Here is a 25178-nt window from a genome sequence, read left to right on the forward strand (position 1 = left end):
CGATATGAACAAGAGACAACAACGGACCCCGAAAGAGGGGGCCAAAAACAAGCGATCGGCCCGTGAAGAGATCATTCTTCACATGTTCCGCGATTTTCCCAACACGCAGTTCACGCTCAAATACCTGGCATCGGTCTCGGGCGGAGCCTCGAAGGAGGGGCGCCGCGAGACGTTCGAGATCCTCAGCCGGCTGTTCGACGAGGGGATCGTCGAGGAGTGCTCGCGCGAAAAGTACCGCCTCTCGCAGCAGCACCGCCCGCTCTACGAGGGTGTGGCCAGCATGACGCAGTCGGGAGCCGTCTACGTCGAGGTCGAGGGGCAGGAGGAGGATATCTTCGTCAACCCGCGCAACACGGCCAATGCGCTGGACGGTGACCGCGTCGAGGTGGCCGTCATCCACCGCGGCCGCAACGGCAAGTTCGAGGGCGAGGTGACGCGCATCCTCGAACGGTGTCACAAGCCCTACGTCGGCGTGGCCGAGGTCGGCGCCCACCAGATCTTCGTCAGGGCCGACTCGCGCCGCATGCCGATGGACATCTACCTCTCGAAACGCGCCTATCCCGACGTGCGCGACGGCGAGAAGGTCGTCGTGCGCATTGTCGACTGGCAGCCCGGCAGCAAGAGCCCCGTGGGCGAACTGGTCGAGCGGCTGGGCATCGCCGGCAACAACGATACGGAGATGCACGCCATCCTGGCCGAATACGAACTCCCCTACCGCTTCGAACCCGAAATCGAGGAGGCGGCCAAGGCCATCGACGGCAGCATCACGGCCCGTGAGATCGCCAGCCGGCGCGACTTCCGCCAGGTGGTGACCTTCACGGTCGACCCGGCCGACGCCAAGGACTTCGACGACGCCCTCTCGGTGCGCAAGGTGCGCGACGGCGTCTGGGAGATCGGCGTCCACATCGCCGACGTCACCCACTACGTCAAGCCCCACTCGGTGCTCGACGACGAGGCCGTCGAACGCGGCACGTCGGTCTATCTGGTCGACCGCACCGTTCCGATGCTCCCCGAGCGCCTCTCGAACGAGCTCTGCTCGCTGCGTCCCAACGAGACGAGCCTCTGCTTCTCGGCCGTCTTCACGATGAACGAGAACCTGGAGATCCTCGACGAGTGGTTCGGCCGCACGGTGATCCACTCCGACCGCCGCTTCACCTACGCCGAGGCGCAGGAGGTGATCGAGACCGGCCGGGGCGACTACGCCGAGGAGATCCTCACGCTCAACCGCCTGGCCCAGGCCATGCGGGCCCAGCGTTTCAAGAACGGCGCCATCGCCTTCGAACGCGAGGAGGTGAAGTTCAAGCTCGACGAGAGCGGCAAGCCGCTGGGCGTCTATTTCAAGGAGCAGAAGGAGTCGAACCAGATGATCGAGGAGTTCATGCTGCTGGCCAACCGGCGCGTGGCCGAATTCTGCGCCCACCGCCGCAACGACAAGGGGCGCGCCGTGCCCCGCACGATGGTCTTCCGCGTCCACGACTCGCCCAGCGAGGAGAAGCTCGACCGCTTCCGGCAGTTCATCCTCCGCTTCGGCCACATCTTCAAGGCCTCGAAGGGGCGCGCCGTGGCCCGGGAGATGAACAAACTTCTCAAGCAGGTCAAGGGTTCAACCGAGGAGAACGCCGTCACGACGATGGCCGTGCGCTCGATGGCCAAGGCCTACTACTCGACCGACAACATCGGCCACTACGGTCTGGCCTTCCCCTACTACACGCACTTCACCTCACCGATCCGCCGCTATCCCGACATGATGGTCCACCGTCTGCTGGCCCACTACCTCGAGGGCGGCAAGTCGGTACCGAAGGATCCCGTCGAGGAGCTCTGCGTGCGGGCATCGGAGCGCGAGGTGATCGCCGCCGAGGCCGAACGCGCCTCGATCAAGTACAAGATGGTCGAATTCATGAAGGAGCACATCGGCGAGGAGTTCGACGGCCACGTCTCGGGACTCACCGAATGGGGCATCTACGTCGAACTGGACGAGACCCACATCGAGGGTATGTCCTTCCTGCGCGATATTCCGGGCGACTTCTTCCTCTTCGACGAACAGCAGTACGAGGTGATCGGGCGCTCGACCGGCATCAAGCTGACGCTGGGCAGCCCCGTGCGGATCCGCGTCAAGCGGGCCGACCTGCAGAAGCGCCAGCTCGACTTCGAGTTGCTGCTGCCCGGACTGCCGAACCGCCGCTCCGGATCGTCCGACGACCGCAGTCGCGGCAAGGGCAAAGGCAAGGTCTCTGACAAAGGTCCAGGGCCGAAGGTGAGCCACTCCTCGCGCCGCCGCGGCCGGTAATTCCGGAGAGAGGGGGGGGGACTGGTATCGTGCGCGGACGCACGTATGTGGAGAGTCGTGAAGGACGCCCGTATGAGAGAGTCGCACATGGGCACACGTACGAGGGTGTCGCGCATGGGGCCCGTATGAGAGTGTCATCCGCATTGCCACAATCGGGATGCCCGCACCTCACCGCCCAGCCGGCCCGCCGATGCTCCTCCCCCGCCCGCCGATTCCGCCTCTGCCCGCGGGTTCTGCCCCGGCGTGCCGATTCTGCCCCCAACACGCAAAAGCCCCGTCCGAAATGGACGGGGCTTTTTTGCATCGCGGAAATGCGCCTCCTTAGAAGAGGTTCACGCCGTCGAGCGTGGCGATCAGGAAGGTGGCGGCAACCGACAGAATGGCGTACAACTCCGGGAAGGCGGCCAGAATCAGCGTCTTACCCATCACGTCGTGACCGTTTCCGATGGCAGCGATACCGTTGGCGCAGATCTTCGCCTGATAGATCGACGAAGCCAGATTGACGATACCGACCAGAATACCGGCACCCAGAATGGCTGCGCCCTGCGTCATCGTCGGGTTGGTCAGTCCGCCCTGCACGAGGAAGAAGCAGACGAAGCCGTAGAGGCCCTGCGAACCGGGGAGCGCCGAGAGGATCATGTAGCTACCGAAGGCGTCGCCGTTCTTCTTCATGGCACCGACCGAAGCCATGCCTGCGATGGCCGTTCCGATGGAGGATGCGATGCCCGCCAGGCCCACCATCAACGCTACGCCGACGTAAGCCATTACCAATGCTGTTGTTGTTTCCATAGTGTTTTGAAAAGTTTTTGATTATTGTTTTGTTTATTCGTTTGTCTTGTCCATTTTGCGGATGGGGTCGAACGACCGCGAGGCCATCTCGAAGCCGGCGTTCTTGAAGAACTCCACGAAGGTGAGTCGCATCGGGTGAACGAACGACGAGATGGTCGACATGAAGAGGTTGATGCCGTGGCCGATCAGCAGGATCGGAATCATCACCAGCAGCCGCACCACGATGTTGGCGCCCTCGGGGACGAAGCCCTCGGCCAGCGTGTTGAAGACCAGTGCCAGCACACCGCCCGACAGTCCGATGGCGAACAGACGGATGTACGACAGCACGTCGCTCAGCAGGCCGGTGATGTTGTTGTAGAGATCCCACAGCCCGGCTCCGACGTTAACGAGCGGATTGCGCCGCGGGTTGTTGAGCACCAGCAGCAGCACACCGCCGATTCCCAGCGCCACGTAGAAGGCCACCGACCCGGACGTGAAGCCCGGAATCGTGATCCCGGCCATGGGCAGCGCCACGGCCAGCGAGCACGAGACGAGGATGATGAACCATCCCAACTGCCCGAAGGCGTGCGTGATGCCGAAGCAGCGCGTCGTCGTCCAGATGTTGAGCGCCATGCCGAAAAGGATCTGCACCAGACCGATCACCAGCGAGATGATGAAGAACTTGCCCTGGAAGTCGAAGAACGGGATCGAGGGGAAGTACTCGCTGAGGCTCAGGCCGAAGAACGAGCCGCAGATGGCGCCGAAGACGACCGTCGTCAGGGCGCACAGCGTGGCGAACCACGCGGCGCGGCGCATCATGCCCGGCTCGCGGAACTTGTACAGCATGAAGAGTCCCGCGGCCAGCAATACCAGACCGTATCCGGCATCGTTCAGACAGATGCCGAAGAAGAGCATGTAGAACGGCGCGAAGAAGGGCGTCAGATCCAGCGTGCCGTACTTCGGCCGGGCGTAGAGGTCGCCGATCATCTCGAAGATCCGCGCAAAGCGGTTGTTCTTCAGCTTGACGGGCGTATCGTCCTCGGGCGTCGGGTCGCTCTTGAGCCAGACGACATTGGGGTACGCCTCGAGCAGCGCGTCGACCTTCGCCGAGGTTTCGGTCTCGGCCCACCCCTCCATGATCACCAGCGAGCCGTCGGCTTCGTGCCGGGCCGTCGCCTCGACGCGCACGCCCTGCAGCCGCTCCCTGAGTTCGGCGGCATACTGCGCCAGCAGCTCTTCGGAGGCCGCCACGCGGGCAAATTCCGCGTCGAGCGCCGACAGACGCTCCCGCTCGGCCGCCAGACGACGCTCCGCCTCGCGGATATCCATCTGAGGGGTCTTCATCTCCTGGGCGTCGATGGCCACCTCCTCACCCGGAGCCGTCACCACGACGAACCATACCGCAGCATCCGTGCGCGAGATCTCCGAGAGCGTATAGCTGGCCGCCCACTCCTCCTTCATCTTGTCGAACGTACTGCGCTGCGCCGAGAAATAACGCAGCACAACGCCGTCGGCCGCCAGCTGCGCCGTGCGCTCCGCATCGAACGCGCCCCACGGACGCAACTCGTCGGCCGCCTTCTCCAGCCGTGCGATCTCCGTGCGGATGGCGGTTGCTTCGCGCTGCGCCGCGGCATAGTGTTCGTAGGCCTCGCGCCCCGAGGCAAAGGGTTCGCCGCGCAGGGCATCGTGGCTTCTGTCGGCGCGGAACGCCTTGAGGAACTCCGCGGCCTTCGTGCAACCCTCGATGTCGAGCAGCAGCTGCCGGTCCTCCTCCGAGGGTTCCCACCCCGTGGTGGTGATGTCCACCAGCCCGAGCTCACGCAGCCGGGCGATGAAATCCCCGCTCTGTGCCGCATAGAGCACAAAGTCGTATTTCGACATTCTGGCTATCATAGCAGAGCGCCCTCCCCGGCAGCCTGTTGTTTGTTTTTGACGATCTTCTGGGCCGATTTCGAAAGGTTCTCCTCGTCCTCCATGAAGCGCTTGATCTTGCGGATGGCATCCTCATAGCCCGGGATCTGCACCTTTTCGTAGAGATTCACCTTCTGCGTGGTCTTGCGGCGGGCGAAATCCAGCAGCTCCATGCGCCGCACATAGACCTCATATTCGAGGCCCAGGCGTGCCAGCCGCTTGAGGATCCCCACCCCGTCGGCAAACCACGCCGGCGAGGAGAAGAGGTCGTAGGCCTTCTCCTCGAAGCGGACCCCCTCCAGCTCGGGGATGCGGACACCGGCGATCTTGCGCTCGGCCAGATCCACATCCGCAATGCGGAGCAGGTCACTGTCAAACTCTCCCCACAACGACACCATGTAGTCGTACTCGGCCTTCAGGGCTTCGAGCTGCCGACGGTAGTCGCCTGCGGAGTCCTTCGCCTTCTTCACCTCGGAACGCAGCGCCGACTCCTTGCTCTTGATCGTCGGAAGGGCCTTCTGCCGCATTTTCAGCTGCTTGCCGAGTTCGCCCAGCGAGGTCTTGTTGTATTGGAACTTGATGGCCATCTTCTTTTACGCCTCCTTCCAGTATTTCCTGATGAGTTCCTCCTTGATGGCGACCTCCTCCTTCGAGAAGTACTTCGCAAAGAGGCTCCACGCCGTGTCGAGCATCTCCGTGATGCCGATGTTGACGTCGATCGCCAGCAGTTTTTCCGAGTAGTCGCGGGCGAATTTCAGGGCCCGTTCGTCGTAGTCCGACAGGTCGAAACCGTTTTCGAGCTTCGTCTTGGCGTTGGCTGCGTCGGCATACAGACGCACGCAGGCGTTCATCACCTGCGGATGGTCCTCACGCGTCTTCTTGCCGATGACCAACTGCTTCAGACGCGACAGCGAACGGAACGGGTCGACGATCACCTTGCCCGTATCCGAATCGTTGCGCAGGAACAACTGACCCTCCGTAATGTAACCCGTGTTGTCGGGCACGGCGTGCGTGATGTCGCCGCCCGAAAGGGTCGTCACGGCGATGATGGTGATCGAACCGCCGTTGGGCAGCTGCACGGCCTTCTCGTAGATCTTCGCCAGGTCCGAATAGAGCGATCCGGGCATCGAGTCCTTCGAGGGGATCTGGTCCATACGGTTCGAGACGATGGCCAGGGCATCGGCGTAGAGCGTCATGTCCGTCAACAGCACCAGCACCTTCTCGCCCTTGTCGACGGCGAAGTATTCGGCCGCCGTCAGCGCCATGTCCGGGACAAGCAGACGCTCGACCGGCGGATTCTCCGTCGTGTTGACGAACGAGACGATGCGGTCCAGCGCACCGGCGTTCTCGAAGACTGACTTGAAGTAGAGGAAGTCGTCGTTCGTAAGACCCATGCCGCCCAAGATGATCTTGTCGGCCTTGGCACGCAGGGCCACGTTGGCCATCACGGCGTTGTAGGGCTGGTCCGGGTCAGCGAAGAAGGGGATCTTCTGGCCCGTGACGATCGTGTTGTTGAGGTCGATGCCGGCGATACCCGTTGCGATGAGCTCCGAGGGCTGGATACGCTTGAAGGGGTTGACCGTCGGGCCGCCGATCTCGCGGGCCTCGCCCTCGACGATCTCACCGCCCTCGAGCGGTTCGCCGTAGGCGTTGAAGAAGCGCCCGGCCAGGGCGTCCGAAACTCGCAGCTTCGGCGGTTCGCCGTGGAAGATGACCTCCGAATCGGTCGCGAGGCCCTCGGTGCCGGCGAAAACCTGAAGCGTCACGTTCTCGCCCATAATCTTCACCACCTGGGCCAGTTTGCCGCCCACGGTGGCCAGTTCGTCGTTGCCGACCCCCTGGGCCCGGAGCGTCACCGTGGCCTTGGTGATGTTGTCAATGCGGGTATATATCTTCTGAAATGCGCGTGTTGTCATGGCTTAGTTGTTTTTTTCACTCACATACTCTTCGATCTGTCGTTTGTAGTTCTCGAACTTCTCCGACTTCCACTCCGAGTAGTTCATCTGGCGGAAGAGGTTGATCAACCCCTTGAAGAACTGCGAGCACTGCTCGAAATCGGCAAACGAGAACTCCTTCCGGCAGATTCCCAGCACCATCTCGTACATCATCTTCTGACGCTCGATCGGGCAGTTGGCGTCGATGGCGTCGAAGGCGTCCTGCTGCAGGATGACGAAGTCGAGCAGCTCCGACTTCCAGAAGCGCTCGTGGTACTCGACCGGCACACCGTCGTCACCCAGAATGTTGATCTGGTCGTTGGCCTCCTTGCCGCGCTGCACGATCGTCTTGCCGGCATAGACCAGGTCGACCCAGTTCTTCTCGATATGGCCGTCGAGGTATTCGCGGATCTCCGGGTATTCGAGGTATTTCGAGTAGGAGTCCAGCGGGTCGATGGCCGGGTAGCGCTTCGAGTCGGCGCGCCCCTGCGAAAGGGCGTAGAAGCAGCGCGCGGCCTTCTTGGTCGATTCGGTGACGGGCTCCTTGAGGTTACCGCCGGCGGGCGACACCGTACCGAGGAAGGTGACCGAACCCGTCTCGCCGTTGGTCAGCTTCACCAGACCGGCGCGCGAGTAGAAGTTCGAGATGATGGCCGAGAGGTCCATCGGGAAGGCGTCCTGACCCGGAAGCTCCTCCAGACGGTTCGACATCTCGCGCAGTGCCTGGGCCCAGCGCGACGTCGAGTCGGCCATGACCAGCACCTTCAGACCCATCGAACGGTAGTACTCGCCGATGGTCATACCCGTGTAGACCGACGCCTCACGCGCCGCAACGGGCATGTTCGACGTATTGCAGATGATGATCGTACGCTCCATCAGCTTGTGGCCCGTGCGGGGGTCGACCAGTTCGGGGAACTCCTTGAAGATCTCCACCACCTCGTTGGCACGCTCGCCACAGGCCACCATGATGATCACGTCGGCATCGGCCTGTTTCGAGATGGCGTGCTGCAGCACGGTCTTGCCGGCGCCGAACGGCCCGGGGATGAATCCCGTACCGCCCTCGGCCATGGGGTTGAAGGTGTCGATGGCGCGCACGCCGGTCTCCATGACGCGCGACGGACGCGGCTTCTCCGTGTAGCAGCGGATGGCCTGCTTGACGGGCCACTTCTGCACCATCGTGATCTCGTGGTCGCGGCCCTCGTCGTCGGTCACCACGGCCACCGTGTCGCGCACCTTGTACTTGCCGGCCTTGGCCACGCTCTTGACCGTATAGCGGCCCGTCATCGTGAAGGGGACCATGATCTTGTGGCGCACCCATTTCTCCTGCACCTCGCCCAGCCACGAGGCGGCCGAGACCTTGTCACCGGCCTTGGCCAGCGGCGTGAACTCCCACTCGGCGTCGAAATCGACCGGATCGGTGATCGACCCGCGGGCGATGAACAGCCCCTCCATCTTCTCGAGGTCGTTCTGCAGACCGTCGTAGTTGCGCGACAGCAGACCCGGAGCCAGCGTCACCTCGAGCATGTGCCCCTCGAATTCGACGCGGTCGCCGATCTTCAGCCCGCGCGTGCTGTCAAAAACCTGTACATAGGCCGCATCGCCTATGACCTTGATGACCTCGGCCATCATCTTCGTATCACCCGTCCACACGTGGCAGATCTCGTTCTGGCCCACAGGTCCGTCGGCCTTGACGATCACGATGTTGGAGATGATACCGTTTACACGTCCCGTAGTTTTCATGGTATCGTTTTATTGTTTATTTTCAATGAGCTGCCGGCCGTCGAGCGAGGCCATCAGGCGGGTGAACATCTCGCGGCCGCGTCGGGCATCGAGCCGCGTCCAGCGCGCCACGATATTCACGCGGACCAGATAGGAGAGGATGGCGTCGATGTCGAAGTAGTCGAACGTAGCCAGTTCCGCGGCCTCCGACCAGCGGATCAGATCGAGTTTACGCTCCTTCTCGACGAGGTTGGCCTCGTCGTTCAGGGCGGCGATCACGGCGTCGATCCAGGGCAGTTCGCCGCGCAGGCCGAAGTCGGCCGCCGAACTGCGCCGCAGCTGATCGGCCACATCGCCCTGGCCGACCACCGCCTCGTCGATGCTGCGGCCGGCCGTACGTGCCGCCACGGCGGCCGTGACGTTGCGCAGCGTGCGGTCGAAGGCCGACCATGCGCGCAGGAAACGGCTGCGCGACCCCTCGCAGGCCGCGTAATAGGCCTCGAAGAGCTCCTTCTCGAAGCGCTGCGCCGTATCGACCGACTCGGCCTCCTCCCCTTCGGGATCGGCGTAGGCCCTCACCACGCGAGCCAGCGCCTCGGGGAGACGCTGCGGCGAGCGGAGCTCCTCCTCGAGCTCCTCGCGCGAAAGGTTGCCCAGCTCATTGAAGGCCGTCCGGCCGCTGCGCAGGGCCGCCAGATTCTCGCAGTCGTAGTAGCCGTACAGAAGCCGCACGCGGCGGGCATCGGCGGCCGAGACCCCTTCGAGAATCGAGTCGATGATCTCGCGGGCATCGAAGCCCTTCGTATCGGCATCGAGCGCGTACTCCCTCAGCGAGGCAACCAGCGTATAGTATTGGGTTGCGAACATGCCCTAAGCCTTGAAGAGGAGTTGATAGACCTTGTCGCGGAGGTATTCGCCCAGCAGGGCCTCCAGATCGGCATCCGTGAAGGAGATGTAGTAACCGCCCTCCTTGGCGCCGATCTTGAATCCGGTCTTCACCTCGCGGGACCACCCCACCTCGATGCCGGCATCGAGCAGCGCACGGGCGCTCTTGGCAAAGGCGGCGTCGAGTGTCTGACGGGCATCCTCCGGGAGCAGGGCTTCGAGCGTCACCTTGCCCGCCTCGGCACCGTTCCAGTTGCGGGCCACGGCGATGAGCATCTCCTCGAGGAACTTCGGATCGAGCGCCGCGGACTTGACCCCTTCGGCCGTAGCCTTGGTGACGATCATCGTGGCGATCTCGGACTTGATCTTCGAGACGGCCTGCCGTCCGGCCAGAGCGATCTCGGTCATGGTGTTCTTCTCCACATCCTCGGCGCGGGACTCGGCAGCGCGGACGATCCCGGCGGCGCGGGTCTCGGCCTCCGCGAGGATCTTCTGCGCCTGGGCCTTGGCATCGGCGATCAGCCGGTCGGCATCGGCACGACCTTTCTCCAACCCTTCGTCGTAGAGTTTGCGGGTCAACTCCTGCAGTTTGTTTTCCATCATGTTATCGTGTTTTGATTATTGTTTTTCAAATGCGCCTACAAATATATAAAAGATTACGAATAAACCGCATTTGCCGGCGACAATTTATCCGCAAATGACGAATTTCGGGTGTAAAACGATCATCGCGTCCGGGAAAGCGAATCACCCCTGCTCCTTTCGGGACAGGGGTGATTCGGAATCGGGACGTCCGGCCGGCAAAGCGGCGGTCGCGTCCGTCGGGTGACGGAGGATCCTTCACAGCCATCGGGCGGCGGAGGACTCATCGCATCGGGCGGTCGGCGTCGGGGCCGTAGACATACTCCACGGCCGACTTCTTGAAGCGCAGCGTGCGCGTATCCTTCGTACCGGCGCCGTTCCGGGTCATGTAGAGGTTGGTCATGCCGCCGTTGATGTACCAACCCGAGCCTTCAGGCGAGTGGACGCCGAAGAGGATGTTGTTGTAGTGGTTCGAGTGGCGGATGCCGTCGGCATTCCACTGTGCGGCGGCGCCGTACCAGGTGATCCCCTCGTCATCGGGGAAGTCGGGGCTCCACATCCGCACGCTGATCAGTTCGTTGAGCGTCAGCGAGCCGACCGTGACGTCGCTGCGCCGCTGCTGCGTGCGCTTGATGGCCGAATGGCCCTCCCAGGGGGTGCGGAGCGTATGCGAACCGCTCCACATCATCCAGATGTAGTCCGTGGCGTCGAAGACGCAGTTGAACTCCTCCATCGAGGGAAGCTCGTAGCCGTCGGGCGAGAGGGCGTCGGCCGGCAGTTTGTTGATATGTACGGTCACGTCGGTCGAGAAACCCCCAAGCACGGCCTTGCCGTCCTGCTCGACGACCTTCAGCCCCTGGCCGCTGTCGCCCTGATAGCCCCAGCCCCAGAGGTCGAAGTACTCCTCGGGCGGGCAGGAGCCCAGGTATTCGTAGAGGCTCTTGCCGGCCTCGACGGCCGGGTCGGCCGACGAGAGGATCTGATCCTCGAAGTGGCGCGAACGGCCCCGGGCGTTGTACTTGCACCACCACACGCCGTGGAACCACGTCACCGGGAGTCCCCAGTTGCGGCGCACGACGGTGTAGACCTCGCGCTGCGAACCGTCCTCAAGGTTGCTCACCACCAGGCGGGCCGCCTGACGGCGTCCGTCGGCCGTCGGGTCGTTCGGGCGCCAGCCGGCCACCACACGCACCGTCCGGGCGTCGCCGTCGGCTTCCGAGAGGCGGATCCACGGATCCTCCCCCGGATCGAACTCCACCTCGAGGCGTTTGCCCTGAGCCAGCACGAAGCGACCCAACTCGTTGTCAACATAGCGTTCGAAATCGACCGTGTGTTCGGCATTGTCGAACTCCAGCGCCCCCTGCGTACGCGAAGGGTTGGCCTCCAGCACCAGCAGGATCCGCTCCTCGGGGTAGAACTGTTCGAGCCCCTTGCGGCGGAAGCGCAGCGGCACCCCGGCCGCCTCGCGGTTCGGGGCGAAGAGCCCCTTGCGGATCCGGAAGAGGTTGATATCCTCGGGCGTAGCACCCGTCGACACCTCCTCGACCACCAGCGGGAAATCCGGCATCGGGATCACCTCCAGCTGGCTGTCGCACGCCACGGCCAGCATCACCTCGGTCTCGGTGTAGGGCAGCACAAGGGTCGACCCTCCATCCTCGACCCGCACCCCGTCGGGGAGTTCCGAACGCTCCGTGTCGACCGTCAGCGGAGTGTCGAGATCGGGATCGAGCGGCGTCTCGCCACCGTCGCCCCACGCCTCGACCGTCAGCCGGGCATCCGTATCGGTCGCATCCTTGCGCACGGTCACCGTATAGATGCGGTTGCGGAGCAGCGGCCGCGGCAGCGCCCCCTCCAGCGTGGAGGGCTTGCCGTCGATCTCCGCCTCCAGGCGCACGCGCAGCGAGGCGTTGTCCTGTTCGTAGAGGTAGGCCACCGCGGGGGTATCCTCCGCAAGGGGAGTCTCCATCCGGATCTCCAGATCGCGCAGGGCGGTGCCGGTCTTCACGGCGGCCCCGTCACGGCTCCAGAGAGGACCCGCACAGGCGGCATCGGCGAAGGTGATCGAACGGACTTCGGCCTCCCCGGCCACCCGCAGCCGCAGGTCGACGCGGGCTGTACCGTGGGTCAGCGCCAGCGGTACGGAGGCCGTGCCGGGCGTCACCTCCGAGAGATCGAGCCGTGCGGTCGAGAAGCGCTCGGCCGCCGGGGAGTCACCGCCGATCGTCGCGGCGAGCCACTCCTGCTCGGAGAGACCCTCTTCCGGCGCCGCGTCGAGAAGCTCCGGGCGGCCGTCGGCCACCACGTAGAGCCGTCCCGAAAGGCTTTCGAGCGGCAGGCTGCAGCCCGATCCCACGAGCGGGAGATCACTAAAGATCCGCGTCAGACGCCCCGCCTCGAAGAGGTAGGCGTCGACCCTTCCGACCGCCGCCTCGCCCGCCACCGCCGGGGCGTCGCCGCCCGGGGCGAACGACGTGGCCGAAATCCGGACCACCCCGCCCGAGTCGGCATCCCCCGGAATCGTCTCGGGAGACTCCGCACACGCCAGAAGGCTTGCGCACAGGGCCATCGGCCCCAGGGTCCGCATCAACAGATCATTTCGTCTTTTCATGAATTTGCAGCTTTTTTCGAGGTTGAACGGGTGAAACGTACGGTCGTCCGGACGGACGGGTTATCGGCGTGCCGGCATGAGCTCGGTGTCACCGCCCGGCTCCCACTCGTCGAACGAGAGATCGAGGCTCACGTCGATGACATCCTTGCGCACCGTGAGCGTGTAGATCTTGTTGCGCTCGAGGGCCATGCCGAGCTGTTTGGTGAGGGTCTTCACCTGACCGTCGATCTCGGCCACGATCTCCACCGTGAGGTTGTCGTTCTCCTGCTCGTAGGCGTAAAGCACGGCGGGGGTATCCTGCGTCAGCGGCTCCGAGATCGTTGCGGCGACATCCTGGCGCGACACGGCTTCGGGCGAAAGATCACCCTCGACCGGGAAGAGGTAGGCCGACTGCGCGGCATTCTTCAGCATGATGCTGCTTACCGAAGCCTTGCCGGCCGTGCGGATCTGCAGGTCGAAACGAGCCACACCGCGCCGGAGCGTCACCGGAAGTTCCGTCTGCGTGTTCTCCAGCCCGTCGAGCGAGATGCTGCCCGAGAAGAAGTTCGCCGGAGCCTTGCCGGCGGTCGTTACGGCCATCTTCTTCCAGTCGCTCTCGCTCAGGCTGCCCTGCTGCAGGGCATCGAGATCCAGCAGCCCCTCGGTGTTGGCCACCACGTAGAGCGTTCCGGCGTGGCGTTCCAGCTGCACGCCGCGGCCGGCATCGGGCGTCACGGGCAGCGTGTAGACCTTCGCCAGCGTGCCATCCACGAAGAGGCAGGCGCGCAGGTCGGTCAGCGTATTCTCACCCTCGAGCGCCTGGCCTCCGCCCTCGAAGGCTGCCAGCTGCGCCCTCACCACCGGCAACAGCGCCGGTGCACCCGGCGTTGCCGGAGTCTCCATCCGCTCGGAGCAGGAGCTCAGGCCCAGGGCCATGGCGGCGGCAAAAGCAATCGTCATCACAGTCGTCATCTTGTTCGTTTTCATGGTCTTTGTCTTGTTTAACGTTTTGTTTACTTAAGGTTATGTGGTTGCTTGTTCGATGATCAGTCGTAGATGTATTCGACGGGCGTCTTCACGCAGCGCACCAGACGCGTCTTGGTCGTATTCTGGGCCATGAACTTGATCCAGTTCTGTCCCGGGCGGTCGGCCGCGGCGTAACCCTCCATGACCCACGTCTTCGAGGCATTGCCCCAGGTGGCCAGCAGCAGCATCATCGGCGAGATGCTGCCCGCCGTGGTGTTCCACTGATGGCCCAGCCCGGCCAGCACCCACACGGCATCGCCCGAGCGGAATTCGTAGACGGCAATCGTCCCGTAGGCGTGGCCCAGGAATTCGGCCTTGCGCTCCTGGATGCGCACCGTGATCGACTCGCCGGCGGCATTCGTATACGTGCGCTCGCCCACTCCGCCGATGTTGTAGTTCTCGTTGCGCGTAAAGAAGGCATAGTCGTCGTAATCGGGGATCCGGTAGCCGTAGGGGGCCATCTCCGCCGGATCGAGCGTTCCGTAGTTCTGCGTCGTGGAGACCATTCCCTCGTGGTAGAAGGCCGTGCCGTTGTGGCGCAGCGGAAGCCCCTCGGGGCTGCACGCCTGGTACTGGTCGCCCAGCAGCGTGAGCAGCTCCTCACCGTCGCAGGCGATCAGATGGTCGGCCAGCGCACCGTCCGCCGCAGGATCGCCCGCAATCGGGACCTGATCCTCGAAACGTTTCGCATTGCCCCGCAGGTTGTACTTGCACCACCACTCGCCGCCGATCTTCACCACCGGAAGACCCCAGTTGCGGCGCCGCACGGTGTAGCGTTCCGCGTAACCGCCCGCCGCATCGGTGATGACCAGTTGTCCCTCCTGTTCGCGGCCGTCGGCCGTCGGGTCGTTGGGCTTCCAGCCGCCGAGCAGGCGCCACGCACCCTCCTCCGTTCCGGCCAGATCCATCCACCGCGACTCGCCGTCGGCAAACTCCAGCCGCAACTGCATCCCCTCGGGGAGCGTGATGCGGGCCAGTTCGCCCTCGATGTAGCGGCCGAAGTCGCAGAGTCCGGCATCGTCGAACGACAACTCACCCTCGACCCGCACGGGGTGGGCCGCGAAGCAGAGCACGACACGTCCCGAGGTGACCCCGTCGCGCCAGAGCGTCAGACCGACGTAACCGGTCTTCGTGCCCGGAACCCGCAACGGGCTGCTCACCTCCACGGCCGCCACCTGCTCCAGTCCGCGGGTCAGACGCTGCGGCGTGACCTCGACTCCGCGCACCGCGCCGTCGACCGTCACCTCGGAGCCCGCCCCGCCGCGCAGCACGACGCGCAGCCGGCTGGGCGTATGGGGAATGTAGAGCGTGTCGCACGCGGCATTGACCCGTACGTCATCGGGAAGTTCCGACAACGCGACGTCGATCAACCCCTCAGCAACAGGCGTCGACTCCACGCCCGGACCTGTCTCCCAGCTGCCGGAGATCACCTCGATGCCGGCCGCGGCACCGTGGCCGCGCACCTCGAGCGTATAGACCGTATTGCGACGAATTGCGGCCGGGAGCGTACTCCGCAGGCGGTGCCAGCCACCGCCGAAACGGGCCGTCACCTCGATCTCCATGGCGTCGTTCGTCTGCTCGCAAAGGTAGAGCAGCGTCTCACCCGCCCCCGTCAGCGGTCGGTCGCCGTAGTCGCGACGGAATTCGTCGCGGGCGGCCGAGGAGGGCGAGGCCGGGGCCGACGGCTCCCAAAGGTATCCGCGGTCCGCCACCCGGCGGATGACGACCGAATGAACCTCGACCCCGGCCTCGCGCGACCTCAGGTCGATGCGTGCCACGCTGCGGCGCAGCGTCACGGCACGCTCCCCGGCCGCCCCTTCCGCCGCGTCGAGCGTCAGTCGGCCGGTCATCGCCAGCCCCTCGCGGGTCATCTCCCCGAGCGAGGCTTCGAGCCGTTCGAAATCGGCAAGAGTCGTAACGCCGGGGAGCAGGCTTCCGAGCGCCTCAACACCGGCGCCGTTGGCCACCAGGCGGAGTTCGCCGCGCGGCGTGGCCGTCGAAAAGGTGTAGAGTCCGCCGGCGGCGGCAACCCCCGGAATCACCTCCTGCAGCCGTCCCGCCTCGAAGCGGCAGGCCGTCACGGCATGGATCACCGACTCGGCATCGGAAGCCTCCGCAAGCCCGCCGTCGGGGCTTGCGGCCGACAGCCGCAGGGCCAGCGTCGACGCCGCGGGAGCGGACATCGGGAGCACCTCGTCGCGCGAACAGCCCGTCGAGGCAAACAGCGGCAGCAACAGCGCGGCTGCCAGGCGTATCGTATGTCGCATCTTCATCATCGGTTCAATATAAAGTCGGATTCCGGCTGCTGTTCAGATAGGAGGGCGAGTCGATCGGCATCTGATCGAGGTGGTTGACGTAGAAATGGTTCATCAGCTCCTGCGCCCAGGGTCCGTAGGTGAACGAACTGCTGTGGTTGTAGCCCATGACGTGTCCCAGCTCGTGGAACATGATCTCGCACGAATAGGTGTCGAAGTAGTGCTGGAGCCATGCCTGCTGGTAGACGCCGTACGACGAACCGCCGCCCAGACCCACGATGCCGTTGCCCGGATAGACCAGCCCGACATTCAGACTGCGGCTCTGGCGCATCTGGCTCAACACCCGCTCGGGGGTCACCTTGTCGTTGACACCGCCGTTGCCGTAGAGACGGTCCTGATTCTCGCGCAGGATCACCTCGTGTTCGGGCATGTCGATCATGTAGGTGAAGTTCAGGAAGAAGGCCACCGCCTCGCGGCAATGCACGGGCCGGATACCCATCCAGTTGCCCGAGGGACCGCCGTCCGGACGGTCGGGATCACCGTTGAAAAGGCTGAAGGCAATGGTCCAGCCGTGGATGATCTGCCGCAGTTTCTTCCAGTAGGGGTCCTCGCACTCGACGGCGAACTCAACCCCTTCGAAATCGGCCGCCGTCAGCTGCGGAAGGTCGACCCAGCGGCCCGACTCCGACAGACACTGCGTCGGACGTTCGAGCTGCGGCAGCCGCTCGCAGAAGTCGGCAAAGGGCGGTATGCTGTCGAACCAGGCCAGATCCAGATACTCGCTGTCGACACGCGGAATCCGCGCCCGGACCAGCACCCCCGAAAGGGGGCGCGGCGAGTAGAACCGTGCATGGAGCTCGCCGGCGTCGGTCACCGAGAGCTGAAGCGGCGCCGCCGTATTGAAACGCCGCTGCGCGGGATCGGTGTAGACCGTCTTCGGCTCGCCGTCCTGCAGAATCTGTCCATGCGAGCCCTCGGCGTAAGCCTGCGGCGTGATGAACATCGTACCCGACGTATTGTCCGGATGGACCACCGGCGTATGGATCCGTTCGATGCGGTTGGGCTCCAGATCGGCGAGCTCGTAGGCAAACGTGCGGCGCACTTCGCCTCCGCGGTAGGTGCGCGTCACCAGTTCGATCTCGCCCCGCAGCGACGTCCCCCCGGCCAGAGGCAGGAAACAATAGGTGGAGGCCTCCCCGAGATCCGTCTCCAGCGAGAGTTCGCCGCTCTCGCCGGTAAACTCCCCGGTACCGGTCATTCCCGTATGGAAGCGGGCCCCGCCGAGCGTCGCACGCAACGACACGAGCGCCGTGCGGATATAGGGATTCTCGTAGGCGAAGGTGAAGTCGGCACGCCCGATGATCCGCTGCTGGAGGGTCTCCGTGCCCGTCACCTGCGAGGTGACGATGCCCTCGGACGAAATGTCGGTCCGCACCGTGAAGGGGCTCTGCGAATAGAAGTATTCGGCCGCAAGCGGCTCGCCCGGATCGGCCGGAAAACTCACCCACTCCTCGTCGATGTGCGAGATCGGGTGCACCTCCACGCCGTCACGCGACCAGTCGCCGCGGATGCCCAGCACCAGCAGCCGGTAGTCGCCCTCGCGAAGCCCCTCGATCCGCAGTTCGGAACCGTCGGGGTGGTAGAGCCCCCTCAGATCGCCGATCGCATCCCCCGAGGCGGCGTCAACCACGCGGAACTCCACGCGGTCGTAATCCGCACGGAGATCCTCCACGCGGGTCGCCGCTCCGTCGTAGGCCCCGCCGCGGAGACGGAACACCGCCGCATCGCCCGCCGCAGCCGGTACCGACGGACTCCAGTCGTCCTGCCGGCACCCCGTCAGCAAGAGGCTGCTCCATAAAACAACAGTCAAAAATCTGCTCATTTGGCCTTTTTATTGTTATCTTTGTACGTTCGTTCGTGTTGGCGAAGGGCAGCACCGTCGAATCCTGTCCCGAGGAGAACGCCCCTTCGAACCGGGTGCAAAAGTAGAACCCCCGAACGACGTTTTGCGTAACCCATGTTACGCCGGATCCACAACTGCAAGATTCGACCCTCGATGGAGTGTGAAATTTACGACATGCCCCTCTTCCGCGGGGGCGACCGGATGGTTCTGGAGGCGGTTCTGCAACGCTCCCCGGGCCGATACGCCTCCTACCGAAAGGGGGATTTCATCGCCCTGCAGGACGACGTCTGCCGAACGCTGTTCCTGCTGTGCGAGGGGAGCGTCTACGCGCAGATGACCAGCGCCGAAGGGCGCGAACTGACCCTCGACACCCTCTCGGCCCCCGATACGCTCGCCTCGGCATTCGTCTTCGGAACCGAAAACCGCTATCCCGTATCGATCATCGCCCAGGCCGACTGCCGCCTCTGGGTCCTCTCCCGCGAAAGCCTGCGCGAGATCCTCGAACAGGACCGCACCGTACTGCGCAACTTTCTGACGATCATCTCCGACCACAGCCTCTTCCTCAGCCGGCGCATCAACGAATTCGCCCTGCAGAGCCTCGCCTCGCGCGTGGTGAGCTATCTGAAGGACAACCACTCGATCCGCAACCTGCAGGAGGTCGCCTTCATCCTCGGCGTGGCGCGTCCGTCGCTTTCGCGCATGATCGGCCAGATGGTCGAGCAGGGAACCCTCTGCAAAACCCCGGACGGCTATACCTTGAAATAGGAGAAACGAGCCCCCGACAAACTCTGCAAAGAAACGCAACAGGAGATCGCCGCAGCAGAGGGGCATCCCACGCAAATTGACGCAAAAAAATCCCCGATCCATCTGTGGACCGGGGATTTTTCATGGACTCAAGGCGTACCGCTACTGGTGCTGGGGACGCAGCAGGTCCTGCACCACCTTTACGGGCGAGAAGGTCGTGATCGGAACATCCACGAAGACCGTGTTCCAGCGCGCCATGGCACCGTTCCACAGCCCGGGCAGCTCCTGGGCCCGCAGTTCGCGGCCGCCGCTCGACTTCGACGAGATGAAGCCCGTCGAGGGGTCGGTGTACTGCCGCAGGTCGAACTTGCCCCCCTTGGAGGTCTTCACACCGCAGACCAGATCCACCGGATTGAAGTGCGTGGCCGACTTCATCAGCGGCTGGTCGTCGGGACCGATCTGGCTCGACTCGGCAATCTGCAGCGACTCCGTGCCGTCGGGATTCCCCACCCAGAAGGGTCCGCCGCCCGGCTCGCCCTCGTTGCGGACCATGCCGCAGACGCGGATCGGACGGTCCAGCACCGCACGCAGCAGCGCCGTATTGTAGTCCGCGGGCAGCTTCACGCACAGCCGCCGCTCGATGAACTCCGCAATCGGGGCCAGTTCGCAGCCGTCGACATCCAGCGCCCGCAGGTACTCGAAGACCCGCTCCTGCAGGTCGAGCAGCACGCCGGCCAGCACCTTCTTGAAGCGGATCGTATCGCCGCGCCGCGCATCGGTCGTCACGTTGTCGATGTTCTTGATGAAGATCACGTCGGCGTCGATCTCGTTCAGGTTCTCAATCAGCGCCCCGTGGCCCGCCGGACGGAACAGCAGCCGCCCGTCCTCCTGCCGGAAGGGGGTGTTGTCGGGGTTCACGGCGATGGTGTCCGTCGAGGGCTTCTGCACCGAGAACGAGATGTCGTAGCGGATCCCGAAGCGTTTTTCATAGAGGGGCACCTTCCGGGCCAACAGCTCCTTGAAGCCCTCCATGTGTTCGGGCGAGACGGTGAAGTGGATGCGCGCCACGCCGTTCGACGAGGCGTAGGCAGCCCCCTCGACCAGGTGCTCCTCAACGGCCTTGCGAGCCCCCTCGGGGTAGGCATGGAAGGTCACCAGCCCTTTGGGTTTGTGGCCGTAGCCCAGGCCGTCGTTGACGATGGCGTTGACCGTCGCCCGGTCGTCGGCCCCGGCCGGAAGCACCGCCTTCAGTTCGGGCCAGAAGGCAAAGCGTTCGATGTTCTCGAGCAGCGTGTCGATGCCCGGACACCGCTTGCCCTCGTTCACGAAGGCGAAGAGCTCCTTGAACATGCGCGTGGCGGCTCCCGACGCCGGAACGAACTTCACGATATCGAGCCCTGCGGCGGCCTTCTCGTAGCGTGCCGCCGCGGCGTCGGCCGCTGCCGCGTCAAGCATCACGATGCCGTCGCCCGGCGAGGCGGCCCGCACCACGTTCAGCCACGGAAAACCGCGGCGAAAATTCTCCAACTGCGCTTCGACCCGGGCCGGGGTCAGCCCGTGGTCGGCAATTTGCTGTAAATCCTGTTCGGTAAACATATCGGTTAGGGGTTTCATGCAATAAAGTTACGCAAATTATTCGTAACTTTGCACATCATGATCCGAGAATTTCACCACATCAGCCTGCGCGACCGAAACAGCTTCGGCGTCGATCAGCAGGCGGCGCGCCTCGTCGAGTTCGAGAACCCGGACGATCTGCGCGCGTTGTTCGCCCACGGAGTGCCCCCTCGCTGGATGGTCCTCTCGGGCGGCAACAACATCCTCTTCACGCAGGATTACGACGGGCTGCTCGTGACGCCCGTCGCCCGGCAGATCTCGCTCCTCTCCGAGCAGGGCGATACGGTGCGGGTGCGCGCCGAGGCCGGCGTCGAGTGGGATGATCTGGTCGAATGGGCCGTCGAACGCGGACTCTGGGGCCTCGAGAACCTCTCGCTCATCCCCGGCCGGGCCGGTGCCGCCCCCGTGCAGAACATCGGCGCCTACGGGGCCGAGGCCGCCGATACGATCCGCCGCGTCGAGATGTTCTGCGTCGAAAACGGCTCGATGCTCACCCTCGACGCCGCACACTGCGCCTTCGGATACCGCGAAAGCGTCTTCAAGCATACGCTCCGCGGACGGGTCATCATCACCGCCATCGAGCTCGAACTCTCCCGCACGCCCCGCCCCCGGCTGGCCTACGGCGACGTCGAACGCGAGGTCGAGGCCCGCGGCGGAGCCTCGCTCCGCAACATCCGCGAGGCGATCTGCGCCATCCGCCGCGCGAAGCTCCCCGATCCGGCCGTACTGGGCAACGCCGGGAGCTTCTTCAAGAACCCCGTCGTCGAGGCTTCGGTGGCCGGGAAGCTCCTCGAACAGTATCCCGACATGCCCCACTACCCCGCCCCCGAAGGGCGCGTGAAGCTGGCCGCCGGCTGGCTCATCGACCGCGCCGGGCTGAAGGGTCACCGCGAAGGGGCGGTCGGCGTCCACGAACGCCAGGCCCTGGTGCTGGTCAACTACGGCGGCGCCACGGGCAGCGAGGTGATCGCCTTCGCCCGAAAGGTCCAGCAGACCGTCTGCGACAAGTTCGGCATCCGGATCGACACCGAGGTTAATCTATTATAAGGAGTCATGGCACTGATTGAAGCTTTTCAACACTACATCGACGAGAACAACCTCGCCACGCACGACGACCGCATCCTGCTGACCGTCTCGGGCGGCGTCGACTCGATGGTCATGCTCTCGCTCTTCGTCCGCTGCGGGTACACGGTCGGGGTCGCCCACTGCAACTTCCAGCTGCGCGGCGCCGAAAGCGACGAGGACGAGGTGCTCGTCCAGAAGGAGGCCGCCAAATACGGCGTTCCGTGCTACAACCGGAGATTCGAAACCGCCGCCGAGATGGAGCGCACCGGCGAGTCGATGGAGATGGCCGCCCGGCGGCTCCGCTACGCCTGGTTCGACGAACTGAGCCGACAGGAAGGCTATACGGTCGTGGCCATCGCCCACCATGCCGACGACTCGATCGAGACCTTCTTCATCAACCTGCTGCGCGGTACCGGCCTGCGCGGCCTGACCGGCATCTCGACACAGGTCGGAAAGGTCATCCGCCCGCTGCTCTTCGCCTCGCGACGCGAGATCCTCGAGTATGCCGCCGCCAACCACATTCCCTACCGCGAGGATTCGTCGAACCGCTCGACCAAGTACCTGCGCAACAAGATCCGCCTCGGGCTGATCCCCCGCATCCGCGAGATCAACCCCAAGTTCACGAGCCTGATGTGCCGCAACCTGGCCCGTCTGACCGACGCCCAGCTCTTCATCAACCACGGCATCGAACGCATCCGCGCCCTGGCCGTCACCTCCGACGCGGGCATCGACACGATCCATCTCGACCGCATCGACCCCGCCTTCCCACGCGAATTCGTCATCTACGAACTGCTCAACTCGGCCTACGGATTCAAGGGCGACGTCATCGACTCGCTGTGCCACGCCCTCGAGCAGGGCGCAACCGGCCGCCGCTTCTACGCCCGCGACCATGTGGCCACGATCGACCGCGGACGCATCCTCGTCTCGCCGATCGCCCCGGAAGATCCCTGTCTGGTGAGCGTCCCGAAGGGCACGCAGCGAAGCTACTGCGGAAATGCCGTCCTCTACTTCGAATACTGCGACATCGACACGATCAAGAACTTCGGCGTCCCCGAGCAGATCGCCCAGCTCGACGCCGACCGCCTGCAATTCCCCCTCACGCTGCGCCGCTGGAAGGAGGGCGACTGGTTCATCCCCTTCGGCATGAGCGGCCGCAAGAAGGTCAGCGACTTTCTGATCGATGCCAAGGTCTCGCTGCCCGAAAAGCAGCGGCAGTTCGTCCTGCTCTCGGGCGATGACATCGTCTGGCTCGTCGGCCGGCGCATCGACGACCGCTACCGGCTGACCTCCACCACCGAAAACGTGTTGCGAATCACCAAAGAGATCGTCTGAAATGGCCAAAACGACGCTGAAATTCAAGGACTCCGTGGCCGATTTCGAGCGGATCATGGGCGATATCGCCGCCCGACGCTTTGCGGGCATCTATCTGCTCATGGGCGAGGAGAGCTACTTCATCGACCGGATCGCCGACCGGCTGGCCGCGTCGATCCTCGACGAGGCCGCCCGCGCCTTCAACCAGATCACCGTCTACGGCCGCGATTCGGACGCCGGGCAGATCGTCAACCTCTGCCGACAAATGCCGATGATGGGGCAGTACGAGGTGGTCATCGTCAAGGAGGCCCAGCAGCTCAAGGGAATCGACCGACTCTCGCTCTACACCCAGAAACCCTCGCCCACGACCATCCTCGTCATCTGCCACAAGGAGAAGAGCGTCGACAAGCGATCGGCCTTCTACAAGGGGTGTGCCGCCAACGGCGTGGTGCTCGAATCGGTCCGCCCGCGCGACTACGAGATCGCCTCGTGGCTCCAGCAGTTCATCCGACGCCGCGGCCTGGAGATCGACCCGAAGGCCCTCTCGATGCTCACCGACCACCTCGGAACCGACATCTCGAAGATCGCCAACGAACTGCAGAAACTCACCGTCTCGCTCCCCGAAGGAACGAAGCGCATCACGGACCGCGACATCGAGGCCAATATCGGCATCTCGAAGGATTTCAACAACTTCGAGTTGTGCAAGGCCGTCGTTACGCGCGACATGAACCGCGCCCTGATGATCGCCGACCACTTCGCCCGCAACCCGAAGGAGAATCCGCTGCTGCTGACCGTCATGGCTCTCTTCAACCAGTTCCGCGACCTCTTCGTGGTGAACTACCTGCGCTGGCTTACGCGCCACCGCAACAAGCCCTTTCCCTCGGATCAGGAGCTGATGCGCATCCTGCGCAAGAGCAACACCTTCATTCTGGGCGAAATCAAGCAGAACGCCTCCCGGTGGGACAATCGCAAGGTCTTCCAGATTCTGGGGCTGCTGCGCGAATACGACGCCAAAAGCAAGGGACTCGGATCGGGCGGTGCGTCGGACGGCGAGCTGCTGCGCGAACTGCTGCTGAAAATCTTCCTCCAGTGACCGACCTCTATCTCTATCAGACCATTCACCTGGCCCGCGGCCGGGCCCGCCACGTCGCCGAACATGCGGCGACGCTCGATGCCCTTTCGCGCGAATGGTTCGGGCGTCCGTACCCCTCCGCCGCCGAGGCGCTTCAACGGCGGATCGAACGCCGCGCCCGGGAGGAGCACTACCCGACCGAGGTCTCGGGATTTATCCGCCTCGAGCTGCTGGCCGACGGTTCGGAGCGGCTGCTGCCGGCCGGCATCTCCTACTACGACGGCTACGGCTACCGCAGCGTGCAACCCGCAGCCGTCGCGCTGCGTTACGACCTGCCGCTGACCGAGGCCCCCACCTCGGTCCATGAGGCGGCCACGCTGCTGGCCCGCCGGGCGGCCGAACGCCAGGGGGCGGAGGCAGCCATCCGCTGCGATGCCGAGGGGCACTTCCGCGAGGCCGAGGGGGCCCCGCTCTTCGCCATCGCAGGTCGCACGGTACTCGAAGCGCCGGGACCGGAGAGTGTCGAGCGCTCAATCACCCGGGAGGCCGTCCGCCGGGCCGGGATGGAGCTGCGCAAGGAGGAGTTCGGGCTCGGGGATCTGTCCCGCATCGAGGAGCTCTTCTTTACGGACCATCGCGGCATCACCTCCCTCTCGCGCTGCAACGGAGTGCCGCTGATGACCTTTCTGGCCGAACGAATCGCCGCGGCGCTGGAATAGCGGAGGGGCCAGCAGAGGAGGGGGCAGCGGAGAGGGAATCGGAACCCGGCACGCCGGCATAGGCACGATCCCGCCCCGGGGAGGGCCGTTTCCAAAAAATCTGGAAACCGAAACGCAGGCCGACGACCTATCTTGCGCGTTGAACCAAACCCGTCAATCCATGAAAAAATACCTCATGCTCTATGCCGTGGCGGTCACGGCTGCGTTGATGGTCGTATGGCGCCATTACCACGGCGAGAATCAACGTCTGGCCCGGAATCAGGAGGCGCTGGCCTCCGAAATCGCCCTCTACCGCACGCAGGCCGGCGAAGAGGCCGCCTCGGCACAGGTGCTCCGGCTGCGCTGCGCCGAATTCGAACGGCTGCGGGCCGAAGATGCCGAAGAGATCCGACGGCTGGGCATCCGCCTCCGTCGGCTCGAAGCCTCGGCCCGGACCGCCACTGCGTCGACGCTCGAAATCCGCACCCCGCTGCGGGACTCGCTCATCGTGCGGCGCGACACCTCCGAGATCCTCTCCCGAAGCTTCGGGACGCGGCTCGACACGCTGCACTCCTTCCGCTGGAGCGACCCCTGGGTCCGCATCGAGGGGATCATCCGTCGCGATTCGGTCCACTGCCGCATCCACAGCGTCGACACCCTGCGGCAGATCGTCCACCGCATCCCCCACCGTTTCCTCTTCATCCGCTGGGGCACCAAGGCCCTACGGCAAGAGATCGTCTCGCAGAACCCCCATACGCGAATCGTCTACACGGAATACATCCGGATCGAACGCTGACCGCCGCAACCGGTCACCGGCCCC

Annotated in this window: 19 protein-coding genes; 7 read left to right on the plus strand and 12 right to left on the minus strand. The window is 64.3% G+C overall.

From position 1 onward, the window contains the following. The first annotated feature begins 4 nt into the window (after positions 1 to 4). Complete coding sequence (rnr, locus tag B5G09_RS08445; protein ID WP_087404847.1) at positions 5 to 2287, plus strand: ribonuclease R; 2283 nt, start codon at positions 5 to 7, stop codon at positions 2285 to 2287. A gap of 321 nt (positions 2288 to 2608) precedes the next feature. On the opposite strand, the gene B5G09_RS08450 is transcribed toward rnr, so the two are convergent. The 11 genes from B5G09_RS08450 to B5G09_RS08500 form a co-directional block, all read right to left on the minus strand. Next, entirely contained in the window at positions 2609 to 3052 is a 444-nt protein-coding gene (locus tag B5G09_RS08450) for an ATPase (RefSeq protein ID WP_087310922.1), read from the minus strand. 57 nt (positions 3053 to 3109) lie between these two features. After that, the gene (locus tag B5G09_RS08455; protein WP_241147614.1) at positions 3110 to 4948 is read right to left on the minus strand and encodes a V-type ATPase 116kDa subunit family protein; all 1839 of its coding nucleotides are present in this window, start codon (positions 4946 to 4948) and stop codon (positions 3110 to 3112) included. After that, positions 4945 to 5553, minus strand: a complete 609-nt coding sequence (locus B5G09_RS08460; protein ID WP_087310920.1) for a V-type ATP synthase subunit D — start codon at positions 5551 to 5553, stop codon at positions 4945 to 4947. The genes B5G09_RS08455 and B5G09_RS08460 overlap by 4 nt, the downstream gene beginning before the upstream one ends. A 6-nt stretch (positions 5554 to 5559) precedes the next feature. Beyond that, positions 5560 to 6882, minus strand: a complete 1323-nt coding sequence (locus B5G09_RS08465; RefSeq protein ID WP_087310919.1) for a V-type ATP synthase subunit B — start codon at positions 6880 to 6882, stop codon at positions 5560 to 5562. A 3-nt stretch (positions 6883 to 6885) separates the two neighbouring features. Continuing rightward, positions 6886 to 8640: a V-type ATP synthase subunit A gene (locus B5G09_RS08470; protein ID WP_087310918.1), complete on the minus strand. Its 1755-nt coding sequence runs from the start codon at positions 8638 to 8640 to the stop codon at positions 6886 to 6888. Positions 8641 to 8649: 9 nt separating this feature from the next. Then, the gene (locus B5G09_RS08475) at positions 8650 to 9486 is read right to left on the minus strand and encodes a DUF2764 family protein (protein WP_087310917.1); all 837 of its coding nucleotides are present in this window, start codon (positions 9484 to 9486) and stop codon (positions 8650 to 8652) included. Between the two features lie 3 nt (positions 9487 to 9489). Continuing rightward, the gene (locus B5G09_RS08480) at positions 9490 to 10104 is read right to left on the minus strand and encodes a hypothetical protein (RefSeq protein ID WP_087311018.1); all 615 of its coding nucleotides are present in this window, start codon (positions 10102 to 10104) and stop codon (positions 9490 to 9492) included. Between the two features lie 262 nt (positions 10105 to 10366). Next, positions 10367 to 12691 (minus strand): hypothetical protein, encoded by a 2325-nt coding sequence (locus tag B5G09_RS08485; RefSeq protein WP_143256508.1) that lies wholly within the window; start codon positions 12689 to 12691, stop codon positions 10367 to 10369. A gap of 60 nt (positions 12692 to 12751) precedes the next feature. Continuing rightward, a complete protein-coding gene (locus B5G09_RS08490) occupies positions 12752 to 13657 on the minus strand; it encodes a hypothetical protein (protein ID WP_087404849.1) in 906 nt (301 codons plus the stop codon). Between the two features lie 59 nt (positions 13658 to 13716). Next, positions 13717 to 15963 (minus strand): hypothetical protein, encoded by a 2247-nt coding sequence (locus B5G09_RS08495; RefSeq protein WP_143256509.1) that lies wholly within the window; start codon positions 15961 to 15963, stop codon positions 13717 to 13719. Between the two features lie 13 nt (positions 15964 to 15976). Beyond that, positions 15977 to 17821: a hypothetical protein gene (locus tag B5G09_RS08500; RefSeq protein ID WP_143256510.1), complete on the minus strand. Its 1845-nt coding sequence runs from the start codon at positions 17819 to 17821 to the stop codon at positions 15977 to 15979. A 147-nt stretch (positions 17822 to 17968) separates the two neighbouring features. Between B5G09_RS08500 and B5G09_RS08505 the strand changes: the two genes are divergently transcribed. Further along, positions 17969 to 18619 (plus strand): Crp/Fnr family transcriptional regulator, encoded by a 651-nt coding sequence (locus B5G09_RS08505; RefSeq protein WP_087404852.1) that lies wholly within the window; start codon positions 17969 to 17971, stop codon positions 18617 to 18619. 141 nt (positions 18620 to 18760) lie between these two features. Here the strand turns inward: B5G09_RS08505 and B5G09_RS08510 are convergent, their stop codons facing one another. Beyond that, entirely contained in the window at positions 18761 to 20194 is a 1434-nt protein-coding gene (locus B5G09_RS08510) for a DUF4301 family protein (RefSeq protein WP_087404853.1), read from the minus strand. 57 nt (positions 20195 to 20251) lie between these two features. Here B5G09_RS08510 and murB point away from each other — a divergent pair, with 57 nt between their 5' ends. From murB to B5G09_RS08535, 5 genes are all read left to right on the plus strand, one after another. Beyond that, positions 20252 to 21259, plus strand: coding sequence for a UDP-N-acetylmuramate dehydrogenase (gene murB, locus B5G09_RS08515; RefSeq protein WP_206384433.1), 1008 nt, complete (start codon positions 20252 to 20254; stop codon positions 21257 to 21259). Between the two features lie 6 nt (positions 21260 to 21265). Beyond that, complete coding sequence (gene tilS / locus B5G09_RS08520; RefSeq protein ID WP_087310909.1) at positions 21266 to 22609, plus strand: tRNA lysidine(34) synthetase TilS; 1344 nt, start codon at positions 21266 to 21268, stop codon at positions 22607 to 22609. 1 nt (position 22610) lies between these two features. Then, entirely contained in the window at positions 22611 to 23681 is a 1071-nt protein-coding gene (holA, locus tag B5G09_RS08525) for a DNA polymerase III subunit delta (RefSeq protein WP_087404855.1), read from the plus strand. After that, the gene (locus tag B5G09_RS08530) at positions 23678 to 24379 is read left to right on the plus strand and encodes an aminotransferase class IV (RefSeq protein WP_087404856.1); all 702 of its coding nucleotides are present in this window, start codon (positions 23678 to 23680) and stop codon (positions 24377 to 24379) included. The genes holA and B5G09_RS08530 overlap by 4 nt, the downstream gene beginning before the upstream one ends. Positions 24380 to 24539: 160 nt before the next feature. Beyond that, positions 24540 to 25154 (plus strand): DUF6549 family protein, encoded by a 615-nt coding sequence (locus B5G09_RS08535; RefSeq protein ID WP_087404857.1) that lies wholly within the window; start codon positions 24540 to 24542, stop codon positions 25152 to 25154. Positions 25155 to 25178 lie beyond the last annotated feature (24 nt).

It is taken from the genome of Alistipes sp. An54, from assembly GCF_002159375.1.
In the GTDB taxonomy this organism is placed as follows: Bacteria; Bacteroidota; Bacteroidia; order Bacteroidales; family Rikenellaceae; genus Alistipes; species Alistipes megaguti.